General features: G+C 59.4%; 15 protein-coding genes. 7 read left to right on the top strand and 8 right to left on the bottom strand.

Annotated features, from left to right (window positions below):
• The first annotated feature begins 32 nt into the window (after positions 1 to 32).
• From KB449_RS07325 to KB449_RS07310, 4 genes are all read left to right on the top strand, one after another.
• On the top strand, positions 33 to 1,316 hold the full coding sequence (locus tag KB449_RS07325; RefSeq protein WP_282907755.1) for an extracellular solute-binding protein: 1,284 nt from the start codon (positions 33 to 35) through the stop codon (positions 1,314 to 1,316).
• A 128-nt stretch (positions 1,317 to 1,444) separates the two neighbouring features.
• Complete coding sequence (locus tag KB449_RS07320; protein ID WP_282907754.1) at positions 1,445 to 2,839, top strand: ABC transporter substrate-binding protein; 1,395 nt, start codon at positions 1,445 to 1,447, stop codon at positions 2,837 to 2,839.
• Between the two features lie 82 nt (positions 2,840 to 2,921).
• The gene (locus KB449_RS07315) at positions 2,922 to 3,827 is read left to right on the top strand and encodes a carbohydrate ABC transporter permease (RefSeq protein ID WP_282907753.1); all 906 of its coding nucleotides are present in this window, start codon (positions 2,922 to 2,924) and stop codon (positions 3,825 to 3,827) included.
• 12 nt (positions 3,828 to 3,839) lie between these two features.
• Complete coding sequence (locus KB449_RS07310) at positions 3,840 to 4,685, top strand: carbohydrate ABC transporter permease (protein ID WP_217594057.1); 846 nt, start codon at positions 3,840 to 3,842, stop codon at positions 4,683 to 4,685.
• A 110-nt stretch (positions 4,686 to 4,795) separates the two neighbouring features.
• On the opposite strand, the gene KB449_RS07305 is transcribed toward KB449_RS07310, so the two are convergent.
• Together KB449_RS07305 and KB449_RS07300 are read right to left on the bottom strand one after the other, a co-directional pair.
• Positions 4,796 to 6,469 (bottom strand): ABC1 kinase family protein, encoded by a 1,674-nt coding sequence (locus KB449_RS07305; protein ID WP_282907752.1) that lies wholly within the window; start codon positions 6,467 to 6,469, stop codon positions 4,796 to 4,798.
• 13 nt (positions 6,470 to 6,482) lie between these two features.
• Positions 6,483 to 6,803, bottom strand: a complete 321-nt coding sequence (locus tag KB449_RS07300; protein WP_282907751.1) for a phasin family protein — start codon at positions 6,801 to 6,803, stop codon at positions 6,483 to 6,485.
• A gap of 208 nt (positions 6,804 to 7,011) precedes the next feature.
• Between KB449_RS07300 and yhbH the strand changes: the two genes are divergently transcribed.
• The gene (yhbH, locus tag KB449_RS07295) at positions 7,012 to 8,157 is read left to right on the top strand and encodes a sporulation protein YhbH (RefSeq protein ID WP_282907750.1); all 1,146 of its coding nucleotides are present in this window, start codon (positions 7,012 to 7,014) and stop codon (positions 8,155 to 8,157) included.
• 80 nt (positions 8,158 to 8,237) lie between these two features.
• Complete coding sequence (locus tag KB449_RS07290; RefSeq protein ID WP_282907749.1) at positions 8,238 to 8,417, top strand: hypothetical protein; 180 nt, start codon at positions 8,238 to 8,240, stop codon at positions 8,415 to 8,417.
• A gap of 12 nt (positions 8,418 to 8,429) precedes the next feature.
• On the opposite strand, the gene KB449_RS07285 is transcribed toward KB449_RS07290, so the two are convergent.
• Positions 8,430 to 8,567, bottom strand: coding sequence for a hypothetical protein (locus KB449_RS07285; RefSeq protein WP_282907748.1), 138 nt, complete (start codon positions 8,565 to 8,567; stop codon positions 8,430 to 8,432).
• Positions 8,568 to 8,761: 194 nt separating this feature from the next.
• Here KB449_RS07285 and KB449_RS07280 point away from each other — a divergent pair, with 194 nt between their 5' ends.
• Positions 8,762 to 10,396, top strand: coding sequence for an SGNH/GDSL hydrolase family protein (locus tag KB449_RS07280; protein WP_282907747.1), 1,635 nt, complete (start codon positions 8,762 to 8,764; stop codon positions 10,394 to 10,396).
• A gap of 64 nt (positions 10,397 to 10,460) precedes the next feature.
• Here KB449_RS07280 and KB449_RS07275 read toward each other — a convergent pair whose 3' ends face one another.
• From KB449_RS07275 to KB449_RS07255, 5 genes are all read right to left on the bottom strand, one after another.
• Positions 10,461 to 12,491, bottom strand: coding sequence for a family 20 glycosylhydrolase (locus KB449_RS07275; RefSeq protein WP_282907746.1), 2,031 nt, complete (start codon positions 12,489 to 12,491; stop codon positions 10,461 to 10,463).
• Positions 12,492 to 12,532: 41 nt separating this feature from the next.
• A complete protein-coding gene (locus KB449_RS07270; protein ID WP_282907745.1) occupies positions 12,533 to 13,492 on the bottom strand; it encodes a DMT family transporter in 960 nt (319 codons plus the stop codon).
• Between the two features lie 141 nt (positions 13,493 to 13,633).
• Positions 13,634 to 14,500, bottom strand: a complete 867-nt coding sequence (locus KB449_RS07265; protein ID WP_282907744.1) for a carbohydrate ABC transporter permease — start codon at positions 14,498 to 14,500, stop codon at positions 13,634 to 13,636.
• A 12-nt stretch (positions 14,501 to 14,512) separates the two neighbouring features.
• Positions 14,513 to 15,412: an ABC transporter permease gene (locus KB449_RS07260; RefSeq protein WP_282912754.1), complete on the bottom strand. Its 900-nt coding sequence runs from the start codon at positions 15,410 to 15,412 to the stop codon at positions 14,513 to 14,515.
• Positions 15,413 to 15,498: 86 nt separating this feature from the next.
• A complete protein-coding gene (locus KB449_RS07255) occupies positions 15,499 to 17,088 on the bottom strand; it encodes an extracellular solute-binding protein (protein ID WP_282907743.1) in 1,590 nt (529 codons plus the stop codon).
• Between the last annotated feature and the right edge of the window lie 491 nt (positions 17,089 to 17,579).

Below are 17,579 nucleotides of genomic sequence, written 5' to 3'. Positions count from 1 at the left end.
ATCATCTCATCCACCTCAAAGGAGGCCTCCATATGCCAAGCCTCTATCGCGCGGCAGCCGCGGGATTGGTCGCCGCCGCTTGCCTCGCGCTCCCGCTCGGCGCCTGCGCCAAGCGGCAGCCTGCGCCTGCCGCGCCTGCGGAGCCCAAGCAATCGCTCATCCGGTTCGTCGCCGCGGAGTACAGCACGGAGACGAAGGCGAACCTCGAGAAGCTCGTCCACGAATTCGAGCTCAAAAATCCGGACATCATCGTCGAGCTGCAGGTCGCCAATTGGAACGTGCTGGACGGCATCTACACCGCGATGATCAGCCGCAACCAGCCGCCCGACTTGCTCAACACGAACGTCTACGCGCATTTTTCCAAGGCCGGCATCCTGAACGATCTAAGCGAGATCGCCTCGCCCCGGCTGCTGTCCAAGTTTTATCCGAATCTGGCCGCCATGGACCGACTCGACGACAAACAATACGCGATCCCCTACGTTGCATCTGTCCGCAATCTGTACTACAACAAGAAGCTGTTCGCCGCCGCAGGCATCGGGCAGCCGCCGGCCACCTGGTCCGAGCTCGAAGCGAGCGCGCGCAAGCTCGTCTCCGCCGGTGACGCTCGCGGCTTCGGCGTCGACCTGACGGACGACGAGGTGCAAGCTTATCTTTCCTACTTTTTTTTCGGAGCGGGGGGCGACTGGATCAAGGACGGGCGTTGGGCCGTCAACTCGCCGGCCAACGTGGAGGCGCTGTCCTTCCTCAAGCGGCTGTACGACGAAGGGCTGACCGACGAGGAGCCGACCGTGACGACGCGGGACGAAAAGCAGCGCATCATGGGCGACGGCAAGCTCGGCATGATGATCTCGGGCAATTACTTCTCGTCCGTCGTGCCGCGCGAATTTCCGGGCTTTGAATGGGGATCGGGACCGATTCCGGTGAAGGACGGGCAGGCGCCCGTCTCGTTCGGCGTGCAGGACGTGCTCGTCTCGTTCAAGACGGACCATACGGACCCGGTCGCCCTGTCCAAGTTCCTCGACTTCCTCTACGACGACGCGAACTACGGGGACATGGTCGTGCGCGAAGGCTTCATCCCGGTGACGTCGACGGTCGGCGATACGCTGTCGGCCGACGATCCTTCGATGAAGCGAGATATCGCCGCCCTGGCGGCGGCCAAGTTCTACCCGATCCAGGAGCCCGCCTGGCAAGCCGTCCTGGACAAGACGCGCAAAATGGGAGACGCGGTGCTGTACGACCACCTCTCGCCCAAAGCAGCGCTGGACCAGCTGCAATCGTTCGCGATCACCCGCAGCGCCGCCTACGCCGCCCAGTAATACAATCATAAGATCCTCTAGATTTCCCGTAATATATTCGATAGAGCCCCGACGCCCTCCCCGGTATGATGATTGCAGGCGCCAAGTTAAGCGACCGTATCATCCATATCCGGGGAGGGTTTTGCTGCATGGTATTGGTATTGAACAAAAAGATGGCGGCCGTCGGCCTGGCCGCCGCAATGGCGGTGCTGCCGCTGGCGGGCTGCGGCTCGAACGACAAGGATAACGGCGCGGGGAGCGCTTCCTCCGCCGCGGCGACAGCTTCGGCAAGCGCATCGGCCGCTCCTAGCGCTTCCGCCGGCGCTAGCGGCGAAGCCGCGGCAACGAAGCTGACCGGCGACTTCGAGATCCAATACTTCGTCGGCGGCTACGGCGACAAGTGGTGGAAAAAGGTCATCGCCGACTTCAAGGCGGCCAATCCCGACCTGAACGTCATCGAAAGCGGCGGCCCCAAGATCAACGAGCAGAACAAGCCGCGCTGGATCGGCGGCAATCCGCCGGACTTCGTCTACATCGACGGCGCGGGACTGAACGACCGCCAGATGGTCGAAGACGGCCAGGTCGAAGACCTGACCGAATGGTACAAGACGGCAAAAAACGTGGACGGCACCCTGATCAAGGACATTCTCGCGCAGCAGCCGCAGCAGTATGACGGCAAGATCTACAACATCCCGCTCGTCCTGAACTCATGGGGAATCTTCTGGGATAAGGCGCTGTTCAAGGAAAAGGGCTGGACCGAGCCGACCGACTACGATTCGTTCATCGCGGCCGCGGAAACGATCAAGGCGGCGGGCGTCACGCCGTTCATCCATACCGGCAAATACCCGTATTACATCCAGGACGCCTTCCTCTTCCCCGCGATCGTCTCGGCGAACAACGACGACTATAAAATTTTGCAAGACATGGCGGATTCGAAGGTCGACGCGTTCAAGAGTCCGGCCGTCATGGCCGGCTTGAACAAGATCGTGGAGCTGCGCGACAAGGGCTTCATCGACAAAGCGTCCATTCAAATCAATCATACGGATTCGCAAATGTCGTTCCTGCAGCACAAGGACGCATTCATTCCGAACGGCCTCTGGCTGCCGAACGAGATGAGCAAGGACATTCCTTCCGGCTTCGACTTCGGCTTCATCCCTTCGGTCACGCAGAAGGCCGGCGGCAAAGTCGTCGCCAACACGTCCACCGCTTCGGTCGCCATCGCGAGCAAGGCGAAAAACAAGGAAGCGGCCAAGGCGTTCCTGTCCTTCATCTTCTCCGAGGCGCAAGCTTCGCAGTGGGCAGAGCTGAGCGGCGCGCCATCCAACATCAAGGGCGATATCTCAAGCTCTAACGCGCCGAACTTCGTCAAGGACGCGGCCAAGTTCCTGACCGACCCGAACACGGTCGTCATCCCGATGATCACGTTTAACGCAGACGTCGAGAAAGTCATGTGGGACGCGACCGACGCGCTCTCGATCGGCAAAATCACGCCGGACGAATGGGTAAAGCGCGTGACCGACGCCGCCGCCAAGGTCAGCAAATAAAAAAACATCCATGCATTAGGCTCGAGGAGGCCCGGCAGCCGGGTCTCCTTCGGCTCATGGATAGGAAAGGACGGGGGCCCACTTGAAGACATCCGGTACCGCCAAATGGCAGCGCGGCTTGTTCATCGCCAGCTTTACGATTCCGACGCTTGCGTTTTTCTGCGTATTTACCATCTATCCGGTCATCAAAGCCTTATACTATTCGCTCTTCGACTGGTCCGGCATGTCGGATCATATGGACTTCATCGGCCTGCAAAATTTTAAGGACATGCTGCGCGACCCGATCGTCTGGCAGGCGCTCGGCAACGATTACTTCCTCGTGGTCGGCAAGATCGTCGGCATCATGCTGCTCGCGACGTTTTTCGCGGTAGCGCTCACCCGATTCGGCTTCCGAATGTCCGGCTTTTTCCGCTCGATCTACTTTATCCCGAACGTCATCTCCGTGGTCGTCATCGGCGTCCTCTGGAACTTCATATACAATCCGCAGATCGGCTTCCTGAACGCCTTCCTCTCCCTCTTCACGAAGGAGCCCGTCGCGATCACCTGGCTCGGCTTCACGTCGCATACGATCTGGATGCTGCTGCCGCCGTCGGTCTGGGCGGGAATCGGCTTCTACATGATCTTGCTCATCGCGGCGATCCAGAACGTGCCGGATTCTCTGTACGAGGCCGCCGAGCTGGAGGGCGCCAACCAATGGCACCAATTTTGCCATATCACGCTGCCGCTCGTATGGGAACAAATGAAGGTGTCCATTATCAACATCATGATGACGACGCTGAACGGCTCCTTCGTCATCGTCTGGATCATGACCGAGGGCGGCCCGGACAATACGACGCAGGTCATGGGCTCGTATTTGTACCAAATGGCGTTCCGCCAATACCACTTCGGCTTCGGCGCCGCGATCGGCGTGCTCATCCTGGTCACGTCGCTGATCACCACCGTCGCCTTACAGCGGCTGCTGCACCGGGAAACGATCGAGATGAGTTAGGGGGATACGACGATGAAACTGGGACTTCGCAATCCGGCCGCCAAAACGATATTTTACGCGATCCTGCTCGTATGGAGCCTCGCGGTGCTGTACCCGCTCGCATGGACGCTGCTGGACGCCTTGAAAAACAACGCCCAGTTTCTGGCCAATGCGCCTTGGGCGCTGCCGAAGCTGCCGCTGCTCTGGTCCAACTTCTCGTATGTATGGGATAAATACAATTTCGATGCTTACTTCGTCAATTCGCTCGTCATCACCGCCGGATCGACCGCGCTCGGGCTTCTGCTCTCGGCCTCGACGGCTTACGTCCTCGCCCGCTATTCCTTCAAGGGCAGCGGCCTTCTCTACCTGTTCTACATCGCTTCGATGATGGTGCCGTTCGTGCTGGCGCTCATTCCGCTGTTTTTCCTGCTGAATTCGCTCCACCTGATCAACACCTGGTTCGGCCTCATCCTCGTGTACGCCTCGAGCGTGCTCGCCTTCGGCGTGTTCGTCCTCGTCGGATTTTTCAAGTCGCTGCCCAAGGAGCTCGAGGAGTCGGCGGTCATCGACGGGGCCTCGTATTATGGAACGTTCTTCAGGATCATGCTTCCCCTTTCGCAGCCCGGGCTCGTCACCGTCGCCATCATCAACGTCCTGAACATCTGGAACGAATATGTCGTGGGCACGGTGCTGATCAACGATCCGAAGCAATACACGCTGCCGGTCGAGATCGGCGTCCTGCAGGCCGAGATGCAGTACCGCACCGAATGGGGCCCGCTGTTCGCCGCGCTGCTGATCACGATTATACCGGTGCTCGTCGTCTACATTTTGTTCCAGCGCAAGATCGCGAGCGGCATCACGGCCGGCGCGGTCAAATAACCGCGAGAGCCGGCTCCGACAGCATCTCATGCGGCTTTTAACGCGAGACAGCCTCGGGGGCATCCTGCAAAAGCGCAGGAACGTCCCCGAGGCTGTGCTGCGGGTAGAGGCTAAAATCTGCCGGAACGAATAATAGCGTAGATGAGCCAGCCGAACATGAGCGCGGCGATCACGAAGCCCGTCTCGATGATCGGAAATCGCCAAATCGACGTCTCCGCATGCCCGAGCGCGGCGCCGATGATGAGCCCGGCCATAATGATGCTGAGGGCAAGCAATACGATGCTGAACGACAGCCGGTTGCTGATCCGGTTCAGCTTCTTGGTCATCTTGTCGACCTGGGCGATCTCGATCTCCGCCCGAATGCGGCCCTTGTGCACCAGCTTGGACCATTGCCGAAGTCCGGCAGGCACGTCGCGGATCAGCTCGGCGAACTCCGGCGCTTCCTCGATCCAGGCCCTCGCGATACGCGCAGGGCTCAGCTGCTCGCGCAGCAGCTTTTTGCCGAACGGCTCGGCCACGTCGAAGACGCTGAAGTCCGGGTCGAGCGACGACACGACGCCTTCCATCGTCAGCATCGTCTTGCCGAGCAGCGTGAGCTCCGCAGGCACCTGGATCCGGTGGCGGAACGCGACGGCGAACAGATCCTGCACCGCTTCCCCCATCGAGATCTGGTCGAAGGGAACCTTATAGTACTTTTCCCGCATCTCGTCGATGTCGGCAAAAAGCCGTTCCTCGTCCACATCCTCCGGAACCGCGCCCATATTGCCGATCGCGCGCAGCACGCCTTTGGTGCTCTGATTGCGAAGCGCGATCACGAAAGCGGCGAAGTTGCGCTTGGCTGCCGGCGTCAGGCGCCCGACCATGCCGAAGTCCAGCAGGGCGAGCCGCCCGTCCGGGAGCGCAAGCACGTTGCCGGGATGCGGATCGCCGTGAAAAAAGCCCTCGACAAGCGTCTGTTCGAACAAGGTCGAAGCATATCGCTCGGCGAGAAGACGGCGGGGGAGCCCCGCAGCGTCGAGCTGCATACGATCGGATAGCTTGATGCCTTCTATGTAATCCGTCGTCAGCACGCGCCGCGAGCAATAGTCCCAATGCACGTTCGGCACCTCGATATGCGCCCAATTCACGCTCATTCTGGCGAACCGCTCGCCGTTGCGCGCTTCCGCGCCGTAATCGAGCTCGGTTCGCAGCGCCTTCGCCAACTCTTCGACCATGTCGCGCAGCCGATACTGCCGCGCCCATTCGAGACGATGCTCGGCCAGCCGCGTCAGATCCGCCAGAATCTCCAGGTCCGTCTCCATTTGAGCGGAGATGCCCGGCCGCTGCACCTTCACCGCGACATCGGTCCCGCCTATAAGCGTCGCCCGGTAGACTTGTCCGATGGAGGCAGCCGCAATCGGCGTCTCTTCGAAGCGGTCGAACAAGTCGATCACGGGAGCGCCCAGCTCGCGCTCGATAATGCGCGACGCTTCGGCGAAGGCAAACGGCGGCACCTGGTCCTGGAGCAGCTCGAGCTCCTTCAGGATCGGAGCCGGTATCAAATCCGGACGCGTGCTCGCCAACTGGCCGAGCTTCACGAACGTCGGTCCGAGCTCCTCCAGCATGAGACGGATTCGCTCGCCGATGCTCTTCGTCCGGATGTCCTTGCGTTCGGCAACGCGGAAAAACGCAAGCTTGTCGACCAGCCCAAGCTCGTCGGACACATACCCGAACCCGTTGCGCGCCAGCGCCGTCGCGATCGTCCGGTATCGCCGGAGCTGCCGTATCCTTTTTCCCGCATTCATGACAGCACCGCGCTCACATCTCTGCCGGACGTATCTCGATCTGACGCAGCTTTTCCTCGAGCGCCTCGATCCGCAGCTGGAGCGCCGCGAATTCCTCGCGGGTGACGAACCGGCCGTCGCCGCGGAAGGCGCTCGCCTTCTCCTGCGCCATATCCTCGATCTTGCTCCGCGCCTCCGCGCCCTTTCGCATCAGCTCGTCGACCAGCCCCTTGGACTCCTCGCGCCCGACTTCTCCCTTTCGCACAAGCTCGTCAACCGTCTTCTCGATCTGTTCCTTGCTTGCGACGACGACGCCCAATCCCAGCGAGATCATTTTATCGATCGTATCCTTCACCCGTCTCATCGCTCCTTTTCATTTGTCACCATTTTCATGATGATGCAAAACCTTCTTTTTCATCCCCTTACCCCATTGTATGCGCTCCAGAATCGGAAAATCAAACAGGTGCGGCAGCATCCGCTCCAATTCGCACACATCGAACGGTCGAAGCCGAATATATTAAATGCATACCGGAGCACAAGGCCGAAAAGGGGTGCGAAAAATCGTGAACAAGCCATCGTTCATCTTGTCGAGAGAGGATTGGTCTCTCCACCGCAAGGGCTACCAGGATCAGTCGCGTCACCAGAAAAAAGTCCGCGAGGCGCTCAAGCAAAATCTGCCCGACCTGCTGTCCGAGGAAAATATCGTCATGTCGAACGGCAAGCAGATCATTAAGATCCCGATCCGCAGCATGGACGAATACCATATCGTTTACAATCACAATAAGAAGAAGCATGTCGGCCAGGGAGACGGCGACAGCCAGGTTGGCGACGTGCTCGGGACCGATCCGGCTGCGAAAGGGGGCAAAGGGGAAGGCGCGGGCAGCGAGCCCGGCGAGGACGTCGTCGAGGCCGAAATCTCGATCGCGGAGCTCGAGAATATGCTGTTCGAGGAGCTCGAGCTGCCCTACCTGAAGCGCAAGGACAAGGAGATCATCGAGTCGACCGAGATCCGGTTCACGGACGTGCGGCGCAAGGGCATCATGTCCAACATCGACAAGAAGCGGACGATCCTCGAGAACCTGCGGCGCAATTCCCGCGACGGCCGGGCCGAGATCGCCGGCATCTCGCCGGACGATCTGCGCTTCAAGACGTGGGAGGAGATCGTGAAGCCGCAGAACAACGCCGTCATCATCGCGATGATGGATACATCCGGATCGATGGGTTCCTTCGAAAAATACTGCGCGCGCTCCTTTTTCTTCTGGATGACCCGCTTCCTGCGGCGGCAGTACGAGAAGGTGGAAATCGTCTTCATCGCGCACCATACCGAGGCGAAGGAAGTGACGGAGGAGGAGTTCTTCACGCGCGGGGAGAGCGGCGGCACGATCTGCTCGTCCGCCTACATCAAGGCGCTCGAGATTCTCGACAACCGTTATCCGTCGTCGAGCTACAACATTTACCCGTTCCACTTCTCCGACGGCGACAACCTGACGAGCGACAATGAGCGCTGCGTGCGTCTGATCAAGGAGCTGCTCGGACGCGCCAACATTTTCGGCTACGGCGAAGTCAACCAATACAATCGCTCGAGCACGCTGATGTCGGCTTACAAACACCTGGATCATCAGCAATTCCTCTACTACGTTATCCGCGAGAAGTCCGAGGTGTACAACGCGCTGAAGACGTTCTTCAAGAAGCGGGAGATCGTCGTGTAAAAAGAAGAAGCGATCGCCTCTCATCCGGGGCGATCGCTTCTTCGTCGTATTTAGAATTTAGATTGGAGGAGATGAACTTCATGATCGCATGGAGCCGCATGCTTCGGAGCTTAACGGTCGGGATGATCGTCGCCGCGCTCGCGATCGGTCTGCTGCCTTTCCTTTTTGCCGATCTGATCGGCGACCTGAACGGATTCGCGGACCTGGATTCGAGCCCCTTTTACGCTTTGATCAACAAGTTCATCCGCGGGGGAAAGTAGCGGGCTACCTTCTTACTTTAGCCCTTTTTTCTGCAGATCCGCGAGATGACGCTGGTACAAGACCTTCTCTGCTTTCCCCGCGCCGACTTGGTTGATTTGCTTGACGAAAGCGTCGTAGACGGAATTGAACTCATCGTCCGTCTTCGCCATGACGAGCTTCGAAATCGTCTTATATAAACGCTATCAGTTTGCGCGACAATACCTATAAAAGCGGCGAAATTTTCCCGAGTTTTAAAGCCGCACAAAAATCAATACGCGGTTGTACGATTATCTATTCAGGTTCGGGAGAACGCGTTCTACAATAGGGGCAAACCAAACAGAGCTCGAAGGAGTGACTCCCCCCCTTGAACGCGCAGGTATCCGGCCTTTCCGTCGTCTCTACCGCTCCCGCCTCGATGGCGGTTATCGTTCAACCCGGCTTTCTTACGATCGCGGACCGCGTCGTGGAGGTCCCCGCCGAGACGAAGCTGCCTATCCGGCCGGCGGGCCAAAGGCAATACCTTGACCAGGTCTATACGATTCGCGGCGTCGGCACTGCCTCGCCTTCCTGGTGGAACGGCGAAGATATTCGCGGCAGCGGCGGCGTCCCCTACCAGCGGATGGTGCCGGGTACGCTGGCGGTGTATTCGAGCGACCGCGGGACGAAATATGCGCCCGATGCAGACTATGCGTACGACTATCACTGGGGCACGGTGAAGCGAATGTCCGGCGGACGGATCGCGGAAGGCGAGACGCTCTCGCTCGATTATGCCGTATGGCTCTGCCGATACGATGCGATCGCGCTCCGGGAAGACGGTTCCTTGACCGTCGTCGAAGGGGATGTCGATGCGCCGGATTCGCGAGAGCTTCTGCTGCCGGAGCCTCCGCGCGTGAAGGACGGCTTCGTCCTTGCCCATATTTTTACCGGTTGGGGACAATCCTGCGTGTACGGCGGAGAGAGCGCGGTCTCGAGCATGTCCACGTCTTCCCCGCCCGTCACGCTGCGCGGCCGTTACGAAGATATAGTCAGACGGACGTATTATATCGAGATCGAGCCCAACCCCGGCGGCAGCCCTCTGATTAGGATGGGCGCCTCGGGCGAAGATTACGGCACCGGACTGACGCTTACGCGGGAATCGCTGCGCTGGACGACGGCCCGTACGTTCGAGTGGGACGAGGAACTGCCGCTTGTCATGGAGACGGCTTACGGTTTTGAAGTCGACTGGGGACTCGGCCTGGCATTTCCGCTGCCTTCCCGAGGCGATGTGGACGCGCCTCTGCGCTTCGTAATCGAAGCGATTCCCGAAATGATTCTGGACTGCAGGCCGGTGCTTGCCGGGACCACGCCGGCATCGACGATCCCCCTCGAACAGACCGGACATCTCGCGGATTTCAGGCGGGCGATAGCGGAAGGACGTCCGCTCCGCATCGCCTTTTTCGGCGAGAGCGCGACACGCTCGGGATTGTGGCCCTATCAGGTCATGGAGGGCCTCCGTGCGCGTTACCCGGACGCGAGGCTGTTCAGCTCGAACGTCGCGGTCGGCGGAGAGCAATCGGTCATGGGCATTCATCGGCTGGAAAAAGAGGTGCTTGCCGTCGCCCCTGATCTCGTCGTCCTCGAATATATGATCAACGATGCGTGCTCCGGCCATGCCGAGGCGCATATCGAACGGACGGTCCGGGCGATCGTGGAGCGTGTTCTCGAATACGGCGCGGCCTGCATGATCGTCATGGCGAACGGCGTCAATCCGCTTTTCACGAAGCACGGCGCGAAGCGTAATATCCGCCGGTATTACGCCTTGTACCGAAGGCTGGCTTCCGAATACGGCGTAGCGTTCGTCGGCGGATTCGAATATTTCGACAACCTGCATCGGTTCGGCAAATACTTCGTTACGGAGCTCAAAGGCAATATGGTCAATCACGCGTTCGGAAACGAAGATACCGGCTGGGGACCGTTCGATCGTGTTCTGGGCGAGGCGATGCTGGACGCGCTGGGCTGAACGGCATAAACCGCAAAAACGCGCATTCTTACTCCGCCGGAAGGCGAAGGAGAATGCGCTCGCGTCAGACGATGCCGCCTTCGCCTAATATTCGTACCAGCGGCCGGCGTGCCGTTCGTCCGGCCGTCCAGGCGGAAGACATCGGCACGGGCCGGATTTCCTTGACGAAAATGTTGGCGGCGGCCGGGTCGTCCACGGTCAGCCGAACGCGCGCAACGTTTTTGCGCGGGAACGGATTTTCGAGAAGCCAGCGGTAATAGGTGCCAGAAGGCGTTTGCGTCGGACGTGTCGTATACGCGGCTTCCAGCAAGGAATCGTCGACCTTATAGGCGTCTTTCATCAGCGGTTCGTCGTCCGGCACTGCGCGTTCCCAGCTGCGTTCGAAGCCGGATATATTCGTGCCGTAGCAGATCGGAACCTCCGCTTCGCTGCCGTCGTCGTACGCAAGCGTGTACGCGCCGATCCGGTACTCGTTTTCGTCCAGGAAGATACCGTCGAAAAAGCGGCGGTACGGCCAAAAGTCGTCCGTCGCGTGCACGATCTCAAGGTAAGCGGTGCCCGAGTCGGCCCCGGCCGCCGCAGCGCGTCTCTTGAGCGACCGATACTTGTCGCGGTACAACGCCTCGAACGAAGCGTCCGCGATCGCCGCGTATGCGCCCTCTTCGTAATCCGCCCGCCAGAACATAAAGGCCGAATAGGCCATCGAGAAGAGAATCCCGTTGCGCTGCAGGTTGCCTTCCGCGGTCTCGCTCCAATTCGAGATGATGCCGCCTTGCGCGCCGGCGCCGAGCCGTTCTTTCCAATTCAAGAAAGAAGGGCCGTCAAAATTGCCGTAGACGAGCGGCATGCCGCGATCCAGGAACAGCCTGTCGTACGACGCGTCGATCTGCCAGTACCAATGGAGCATACGGACATCCCGCGGCACCAGATCGATCGCCTCGTGCGTGGGCGGAATCGTCTCGCCGAACGGCTCGCCGGTCTCGTGGCTGACCATCGGACGCTCCGCGCCGCCCCAAGGCTTGCCGCTTCCGTCCTTCGCGTCGATCAGCTTCTCGCACCAGATCATCGTCCGCACGCCTTTTTCGCCCAAATAGCCATGAATGCGCGCGAGGTCGTCCGCATACAACTTCTCGGCCGCTTTGCCCTTGCAGCGTTCGCAAAGGCCGATGCTGTAGTACTCGTCGTGACCGACATGCACCGTCTTCGGCTCGAATACGTCCAGGACCTCGTCGAGCACGTCGAACAGCAGCGCGTACGAACGTTCGTCGGACGGGCAATACGTATCCGGATACGGATCGTTTTTCCGCTCGGCGAGCTCGGGATGGTTGATCAGCAAGTAATCGCAGTGGCTGAGGGAAGGCACTTCCGGGATGACGTCCATGAAGCGGGCCTTGCAATACAGCACGAGCTCCCGCACCTCGTCTTGCGTCAGGAAGCCTCCGCCGCCGTTCTCGACGTGCATCGAGTTTTTGTACCAAGGGAAGGTCTGCTCCTGGATGCGTATCGTCTTGCCGCTGTATTCGCGCATCTCCGCGCAGTAACGAACCCAGCCCTCGTTGATCTCCGGGTGACGCTCGTAGGCCATCGCTCCGCCCACTTCCAGCATGACCGTGTTGAACTGGAAGCGGCACAGCAAGTCGACGAATCGTTTAAAATAGGCGATGCCGTCGCGGGTCGGCAAATACAGCTTTACGCCGCGAACCGGACAAGCGGGCCGATTGTAAATAAGACCGTGCCGGACGAAGCCGTCCTCCGCCATCCGAACCAGCGTCGCCGCGCCGTACAGCAGGCCTCGTGCAGAGGCGGCGTACACGGCGATCCTGTCCTCCTCCGTCACGATCGCGTACGCCTCCGGATCTTCCGTCGCGAGGTCCCCGAATTCGGCTCGTACGCGTGCGGCGAGCGATGGCGGCCATTGCTCTTCAAAGGTCGCCGACCGGTAGGCGAGCTCTGCCGGCGCAGGGACGCGCGCTTCGGCCAGCAATCGGGTTACGGCGTCGTACGCGCAGTCCGTTTGCGTGTCCGGGGTGAGGTAAGCCCCCGTGTCCGCTAACGCGGCGCAAGCGGTCAAGTAATCTCCATCGCGAATCTGCATGCTGCTTTCCTTCCCCTCGTCTATGTATTCCGGTCGCCGATTCACAGAGGCGGACTCTCCCCGCGTCGATCGCCACTCGCGGACCTTGCGCGATCCCCCGCCTCAGGGCGCCGCTTGCGCGGGAGTCCCGTCAGGCCCCGCAGCGCGACGACAAGCGTCGCCGCGATCAGCAGCGTCCCGCACAGCGCCATGCGAAGCGACGGCGGATTGCCGAGCAGGACGTAATCGAGCGCCGCCGTCACGGCGGGCTCCAGGCAGAAGAGGATCGATACCGTCACCGGGGGGAGCTTGCGCTGGCCGAACACCTGCAGCAGATTGGCGGCGAGCGAAACGAACAAAATCATAAAAAGAATGCCCGTCAGCGTGCCCGGCTGCGAAACCAGAAGCTTGAGCCCGAAGCCCTCCGGACGCAGGGAGGCATAGACGATGCCTGCAACGCTAAAGTATAAGGTGCAGCCTACGATCCCGAGCATGGAAACTTGCACGACGGAGACCCGGTCCCGAAGCAGGAGCCGGTTCGTCAGTACGATCGAGTAGGCATAGCCGATCATGCCGAGCAGCGCGAGCCCGTCCCCCGGCTTCAAGCCGCCGTCCCGCGGATCGATCAGCAGCGCGATGGCGACGAGCGCGATGCCGATCGCCCATTTTTCGTGCCGCTCGGGTCGCGCCTTGTCGTGAATCCAGCGCAGCAAGGGGACGACCGCGATGATGAAGCTGTTGATGACGACGACCCGCGTCGGCGTCGTATACTGCACGGCGAAGATCGAGAAGATGCCCAGTGTGAAGTTCGCGAGGCCGAGCCGCAACAGCCCGTCCCTCCATACCTTCGCCGGAATCGACCTGAGCGAGCGGTAAGACCAGGCGAGATAAATGAGCGACACCGCCGCATAACGCCAGAACTGAAAAAGCAAATGCGGGTAGTCCGTCGTCGCTTCCTTCATGACGATGTAAGAGACGCCCCAGATGAATACCGCGCCGAGCACGACCGCATAGCCGACCAACGAGCACCCTCCCCGCTTCATGAACCGTAAATCTATCTTTGTACACCTTACCATATGGAAGATTCGCTTGAATATGGGATGAAGTGACGGATTACTGGGATTAATTTGACTTTATATGCAGCCGAAGAGCGCTTCGCGCCGTCAGCCCTTTACCGAGCCGATCAGCACGCCGTTCACGAAGTGACGCTGGATGAACGGATAGACGACGAGAATCGGGAGCGTGCCGACGAGGATAAACGCGTACTTGAGCGATTCGAGCACGATGCCCTGCTGGTCGCTGGCCGCGCTCGTGATCGCGTCGCCGATCTGGCCGACCATGACGATATTGCGGATGACGAGCTGCAGCGGGTACAGGCTCTCTTCCCGCAAATAAAGGAGCGCATAGAAGAAATTGTTCCAAATGCCGACGGCGTAGAACAGCCCGATCGTCATCAGCACCGGCTTGGACAGCGGAAGCACGATGCTGAAGAGCGTGCGCATATCGGATAGACCATCGATCTTGCCGGACTCCTCGATCTCCGCCGGTATCCCTTGGAAAAAGGTGCGCATGACGATCAGATTCCAGGTCGAGACGAGGCCGGGCAGCACCATCGCCCAAACGGTATCCATCAGGTGGTAACTGCGCACGACCAGGTACGTCGGGATCATCCCGCCGCTGAACAGCATCGTGAACACGATGAACAGCATGATTGGCTTGCCGAACGTCAGCGTCCGCTTCGAGAGCGAGTAAGCGCCCAATGACGTGAAAAAAAGCGACAGCACGGTGCCGAGCACCACGTAAATAATCGTATTTTTGTAACCGACCAGCAGCCGATTGTCCCGCAGCACCTCGCCATAGACGTCGAACTGCAATCCCCGCGGCCAAAACGATACCTCGTTGCGGACGACGTAATGCGCCGAGCTGAGAGATACGGACGCCATGTGGATAAACGGAAACAATGCCACTGCCGCGACGAAGGCCAAAATGAGGACGTTGACGATATCGAAGACGCCGATGCGTTTAGTCATGAGAGTCGCTCCTTACCATAGACTGGTCTCTCCGAGTCTGCGGCTCACCTGGTTGGCGGAGTAGACGAAGACCAGGCCGATGAGCCCCATGAACAGGTCGATCGCCGTCGCATAGCTGAAGTTGCCTTGAATGATCCCCATGCGGTAGACATAAGTCGCGATGATGTCGGACGTTCCGTACGTGGCCGGATTGGAGAGCAGGTACACCTTATCGAACCCGAACTCGAGGATTTTGCCGATCTGCAATATAAACAGGATGACGATCGCCGGCGCGATGCCGGGCAGCGTCACGTGGAGCGTCTGCTTCCACCGGTTCGCGCCGTCGATGCGCGCCGCCTCGTACAGCTGCGGATCGATCGCGGTGAGCGCGGCCAGGTAGATGATCGAGCCCCAGCCGATCTCCTGCCAGATTTCCGAGCTGATATAGACCGTCCTGAACCAGGACGCTTGCTGCAAGAAGTTGATCGGCTCGAAGCCGAAGCTTTGGATGACATGGTTGATCCAGCCCGTGCTCGGCGACAGCAGCATGATGATGATGCCCGAGGCGACGACGGCGGACAAAAAGTGCGGGAGGTAGCTGACGGTCTGAACGAAGCGCTTGTAAGCCTTCCACCGCAGCTCGTTGAGCAGCAGCGCCAGAATGATCGGCGCGGGGAACCCGAATACCACTTTATAAATGCCGAGTACGAACGTATTTTTGATGATGTCGTAAGCGTCGGGGTTCTGGAAAAACATCTTGTAATATTTCAGCCCGACCCAGTCGCTTTTCCATACGCCTGCGAACAGATTGTAGTCCTTGAAGGATACGATGATCCCGAACATGGGGACATACTTGAACAGCACGTAGTACAGCAACACGGGGGCGAGCAGCAGGAAGTAAGTCCGGTCTCGCTTCAGATTCCGGATTAGCATTGGCTTCACGGCTTCATCCCCTTTCCGCGATATGGAGAGGACCGTCGATCGATGCTCCGACGACGGCCCCGCTCTTCGACTCGTTCTTATTTGGACGCGTTCTGGCGATCGAGCGCGACCTGATACGTTTGCAGCACTTTTTGCAGGCCGTACTTATCCAGCTCTTTGAGGAAGTTGTCCCACTCGGTGAGCGGCGTCTCGCCCATGATGAACTTGCTGATGGATGTCGAGTAATATTTGTAGACCGCGTCGATCTGCGTAGTGATCGAATCCGTCTCTTCCTTGGACAGGATCGGCATCGTGCTGGCGACCGGGAACTGGTACTTCGGCGACTCGACGTAGGCTTCCCGCTCGCTTTCCTTGATCAAGGACAACGGCGCTTCGAAGTCGAACCAGCCGTACGTACCCGCCGACAGAATGCCGGATATGCGGCGCAGGTCGTTCGATTCCTTATAAACGTCATTCAGCTTGCGCTTGCCGTCGACGACGGTGTACGTTTCGCCTTCCTTGCCCCAGCTTTGGATGTCGCGTCCCTTTTCCGAGTAAATATAGTCCAGGTAACGGAGCGCGGCGTCGAGATTTTTGGTATTCGAAGCGATGGAGAAGCCGTAATCCTCGTAACCGCCCTGAGGCAGGTAGGCTTTGTCGCCCGCGCCGAGCGGAGGCGCCATAAACTTGAGGCGGCCTTCGGTCAGCTGGTTGTTCATCGTTTCGATCTGGCCGATATACTGGACGCTGATGAAAGATTTGTTCGTGGCCATAAACTGCGTCCACGCCTTGTAGTCCATCGACAGCCAGTCCGGCGGGAACAGCCCTTCTTTGTAGAACTTGTTCAGGTATTCGACCATCGTCTTGTAGTTCGGGTTAAGCGGCCCGTACGTCATCTTGCCGGTCGCCGGATCCTTCTGATATTCCGGCAGGATGCCGAAGGACGGGGCGAAGATTTGCAACGTGCCGAGGCCATGCCTGAACACGAGCGGGTAGCTGTCCGGATACAGCTCCTTCAGTTTCTTGGACGTCGTATACAGCTCATCCCAAGTCTTGGGCGGCGTCAGTCCGTTCTTGTCGAAGATGTCTTCCCGATAGAACCAGACCAGCTGGTTGCCGGCGCCGGCACCGTCGTTGATGATATTCAAAATTTTGCCGTCAGGCTGCGTCACCCGCATCTTAATGACGGGGTGACTGTCCAGATAGGCTTTGACGTTCGGCATTTTGTCCATATGCTTCGACAGATCGAGGAAGGCGCCCTGCGAGCCGAACTTCTGGACGTCAGCAGGAAATACGGACATCACGTCCGCCATATCGCCGGACGAGACGGCGAGCGCAAGCGCTTCCGAAGGCGTGGTCGTCGTAGCCGTCTTTTGCTCGACGGTGATGTTGGTCTCCTCCTTCACCCATTTCCAGACGCCCCAGTCCGCCTGAGGCGGCCATGCGGTCGAATATTCGGTGAAGATCGAGATCTTGCCCGGCTCCGGCAGCGCCGCGCTCGGCGAGGCGGATGCGGAGGCGCTGCCGCCGGCGGAGGAACTGGCGCTGGCGCTCGGCGATGCCGGCGCAGAGCTCGATGCGCCGGCATTATTGTTGTTGTTGCCGCTGCAGCCTGCCAGCATGGCCGCTGTCAGCGCGGAGGCGACCAGCACGCCTGCTGCGCTTCTGCCCGTCGTTTTCTTTTTCATAGGAAACCCCTTCCGAAAATGGTTTTGGCTGAGCCGATGAAGCCGGCTGCGATTGCAAGGCGGCAGTGCGGCGCGTTCGCTTTTTCGCCGGCCGCCTTATGCAACCCATCGTAATCAGCGGCAGCCGGTCCGTAAATCACCGGAATGCGGCTCTTTTGCAGCTTTTTTCGGATAGTCGAAAAAAAGCCCACTTTCCTAAACATCAGCCCAGGCGCTTGCCGTCGCCCTCAAAGTCCGGCGAGGGGACAGGATTTGACGGTGACGTACGCGTCGCCTATCTATTTCCGGACACAGGATCAGTTATCCGCCTCGTACTGGCTCATCTCCATGGCGTATCGGACACGAGGTCCGCTATTTCGTCTAAAGTGAAGCTTTGGCCGCTGTATTGACCGAAATAACGGACGCTCGGTCCGCGACTAACCAAATAATGACCTTTTTGGCGCAAATAGCGGAACCTGTGTCCGCCCGGAAGAGCCGGCTTCTTTTCACAC

Origin of the sequence: Cohnella hashimotonis (assembly GCF_030014955.1) — a bacterium.
Taxonomy (GTDB): Bacteria; Bacillota; Bacilli; order Paenibacillales; family Paenibacillaceae; genus Cohnella; species Cohnella hashimotonis.
Note: the sequence above shows the minus strand (reverse complement) of the source record. Positions and strands in the feature narration are given on the sequence as shown.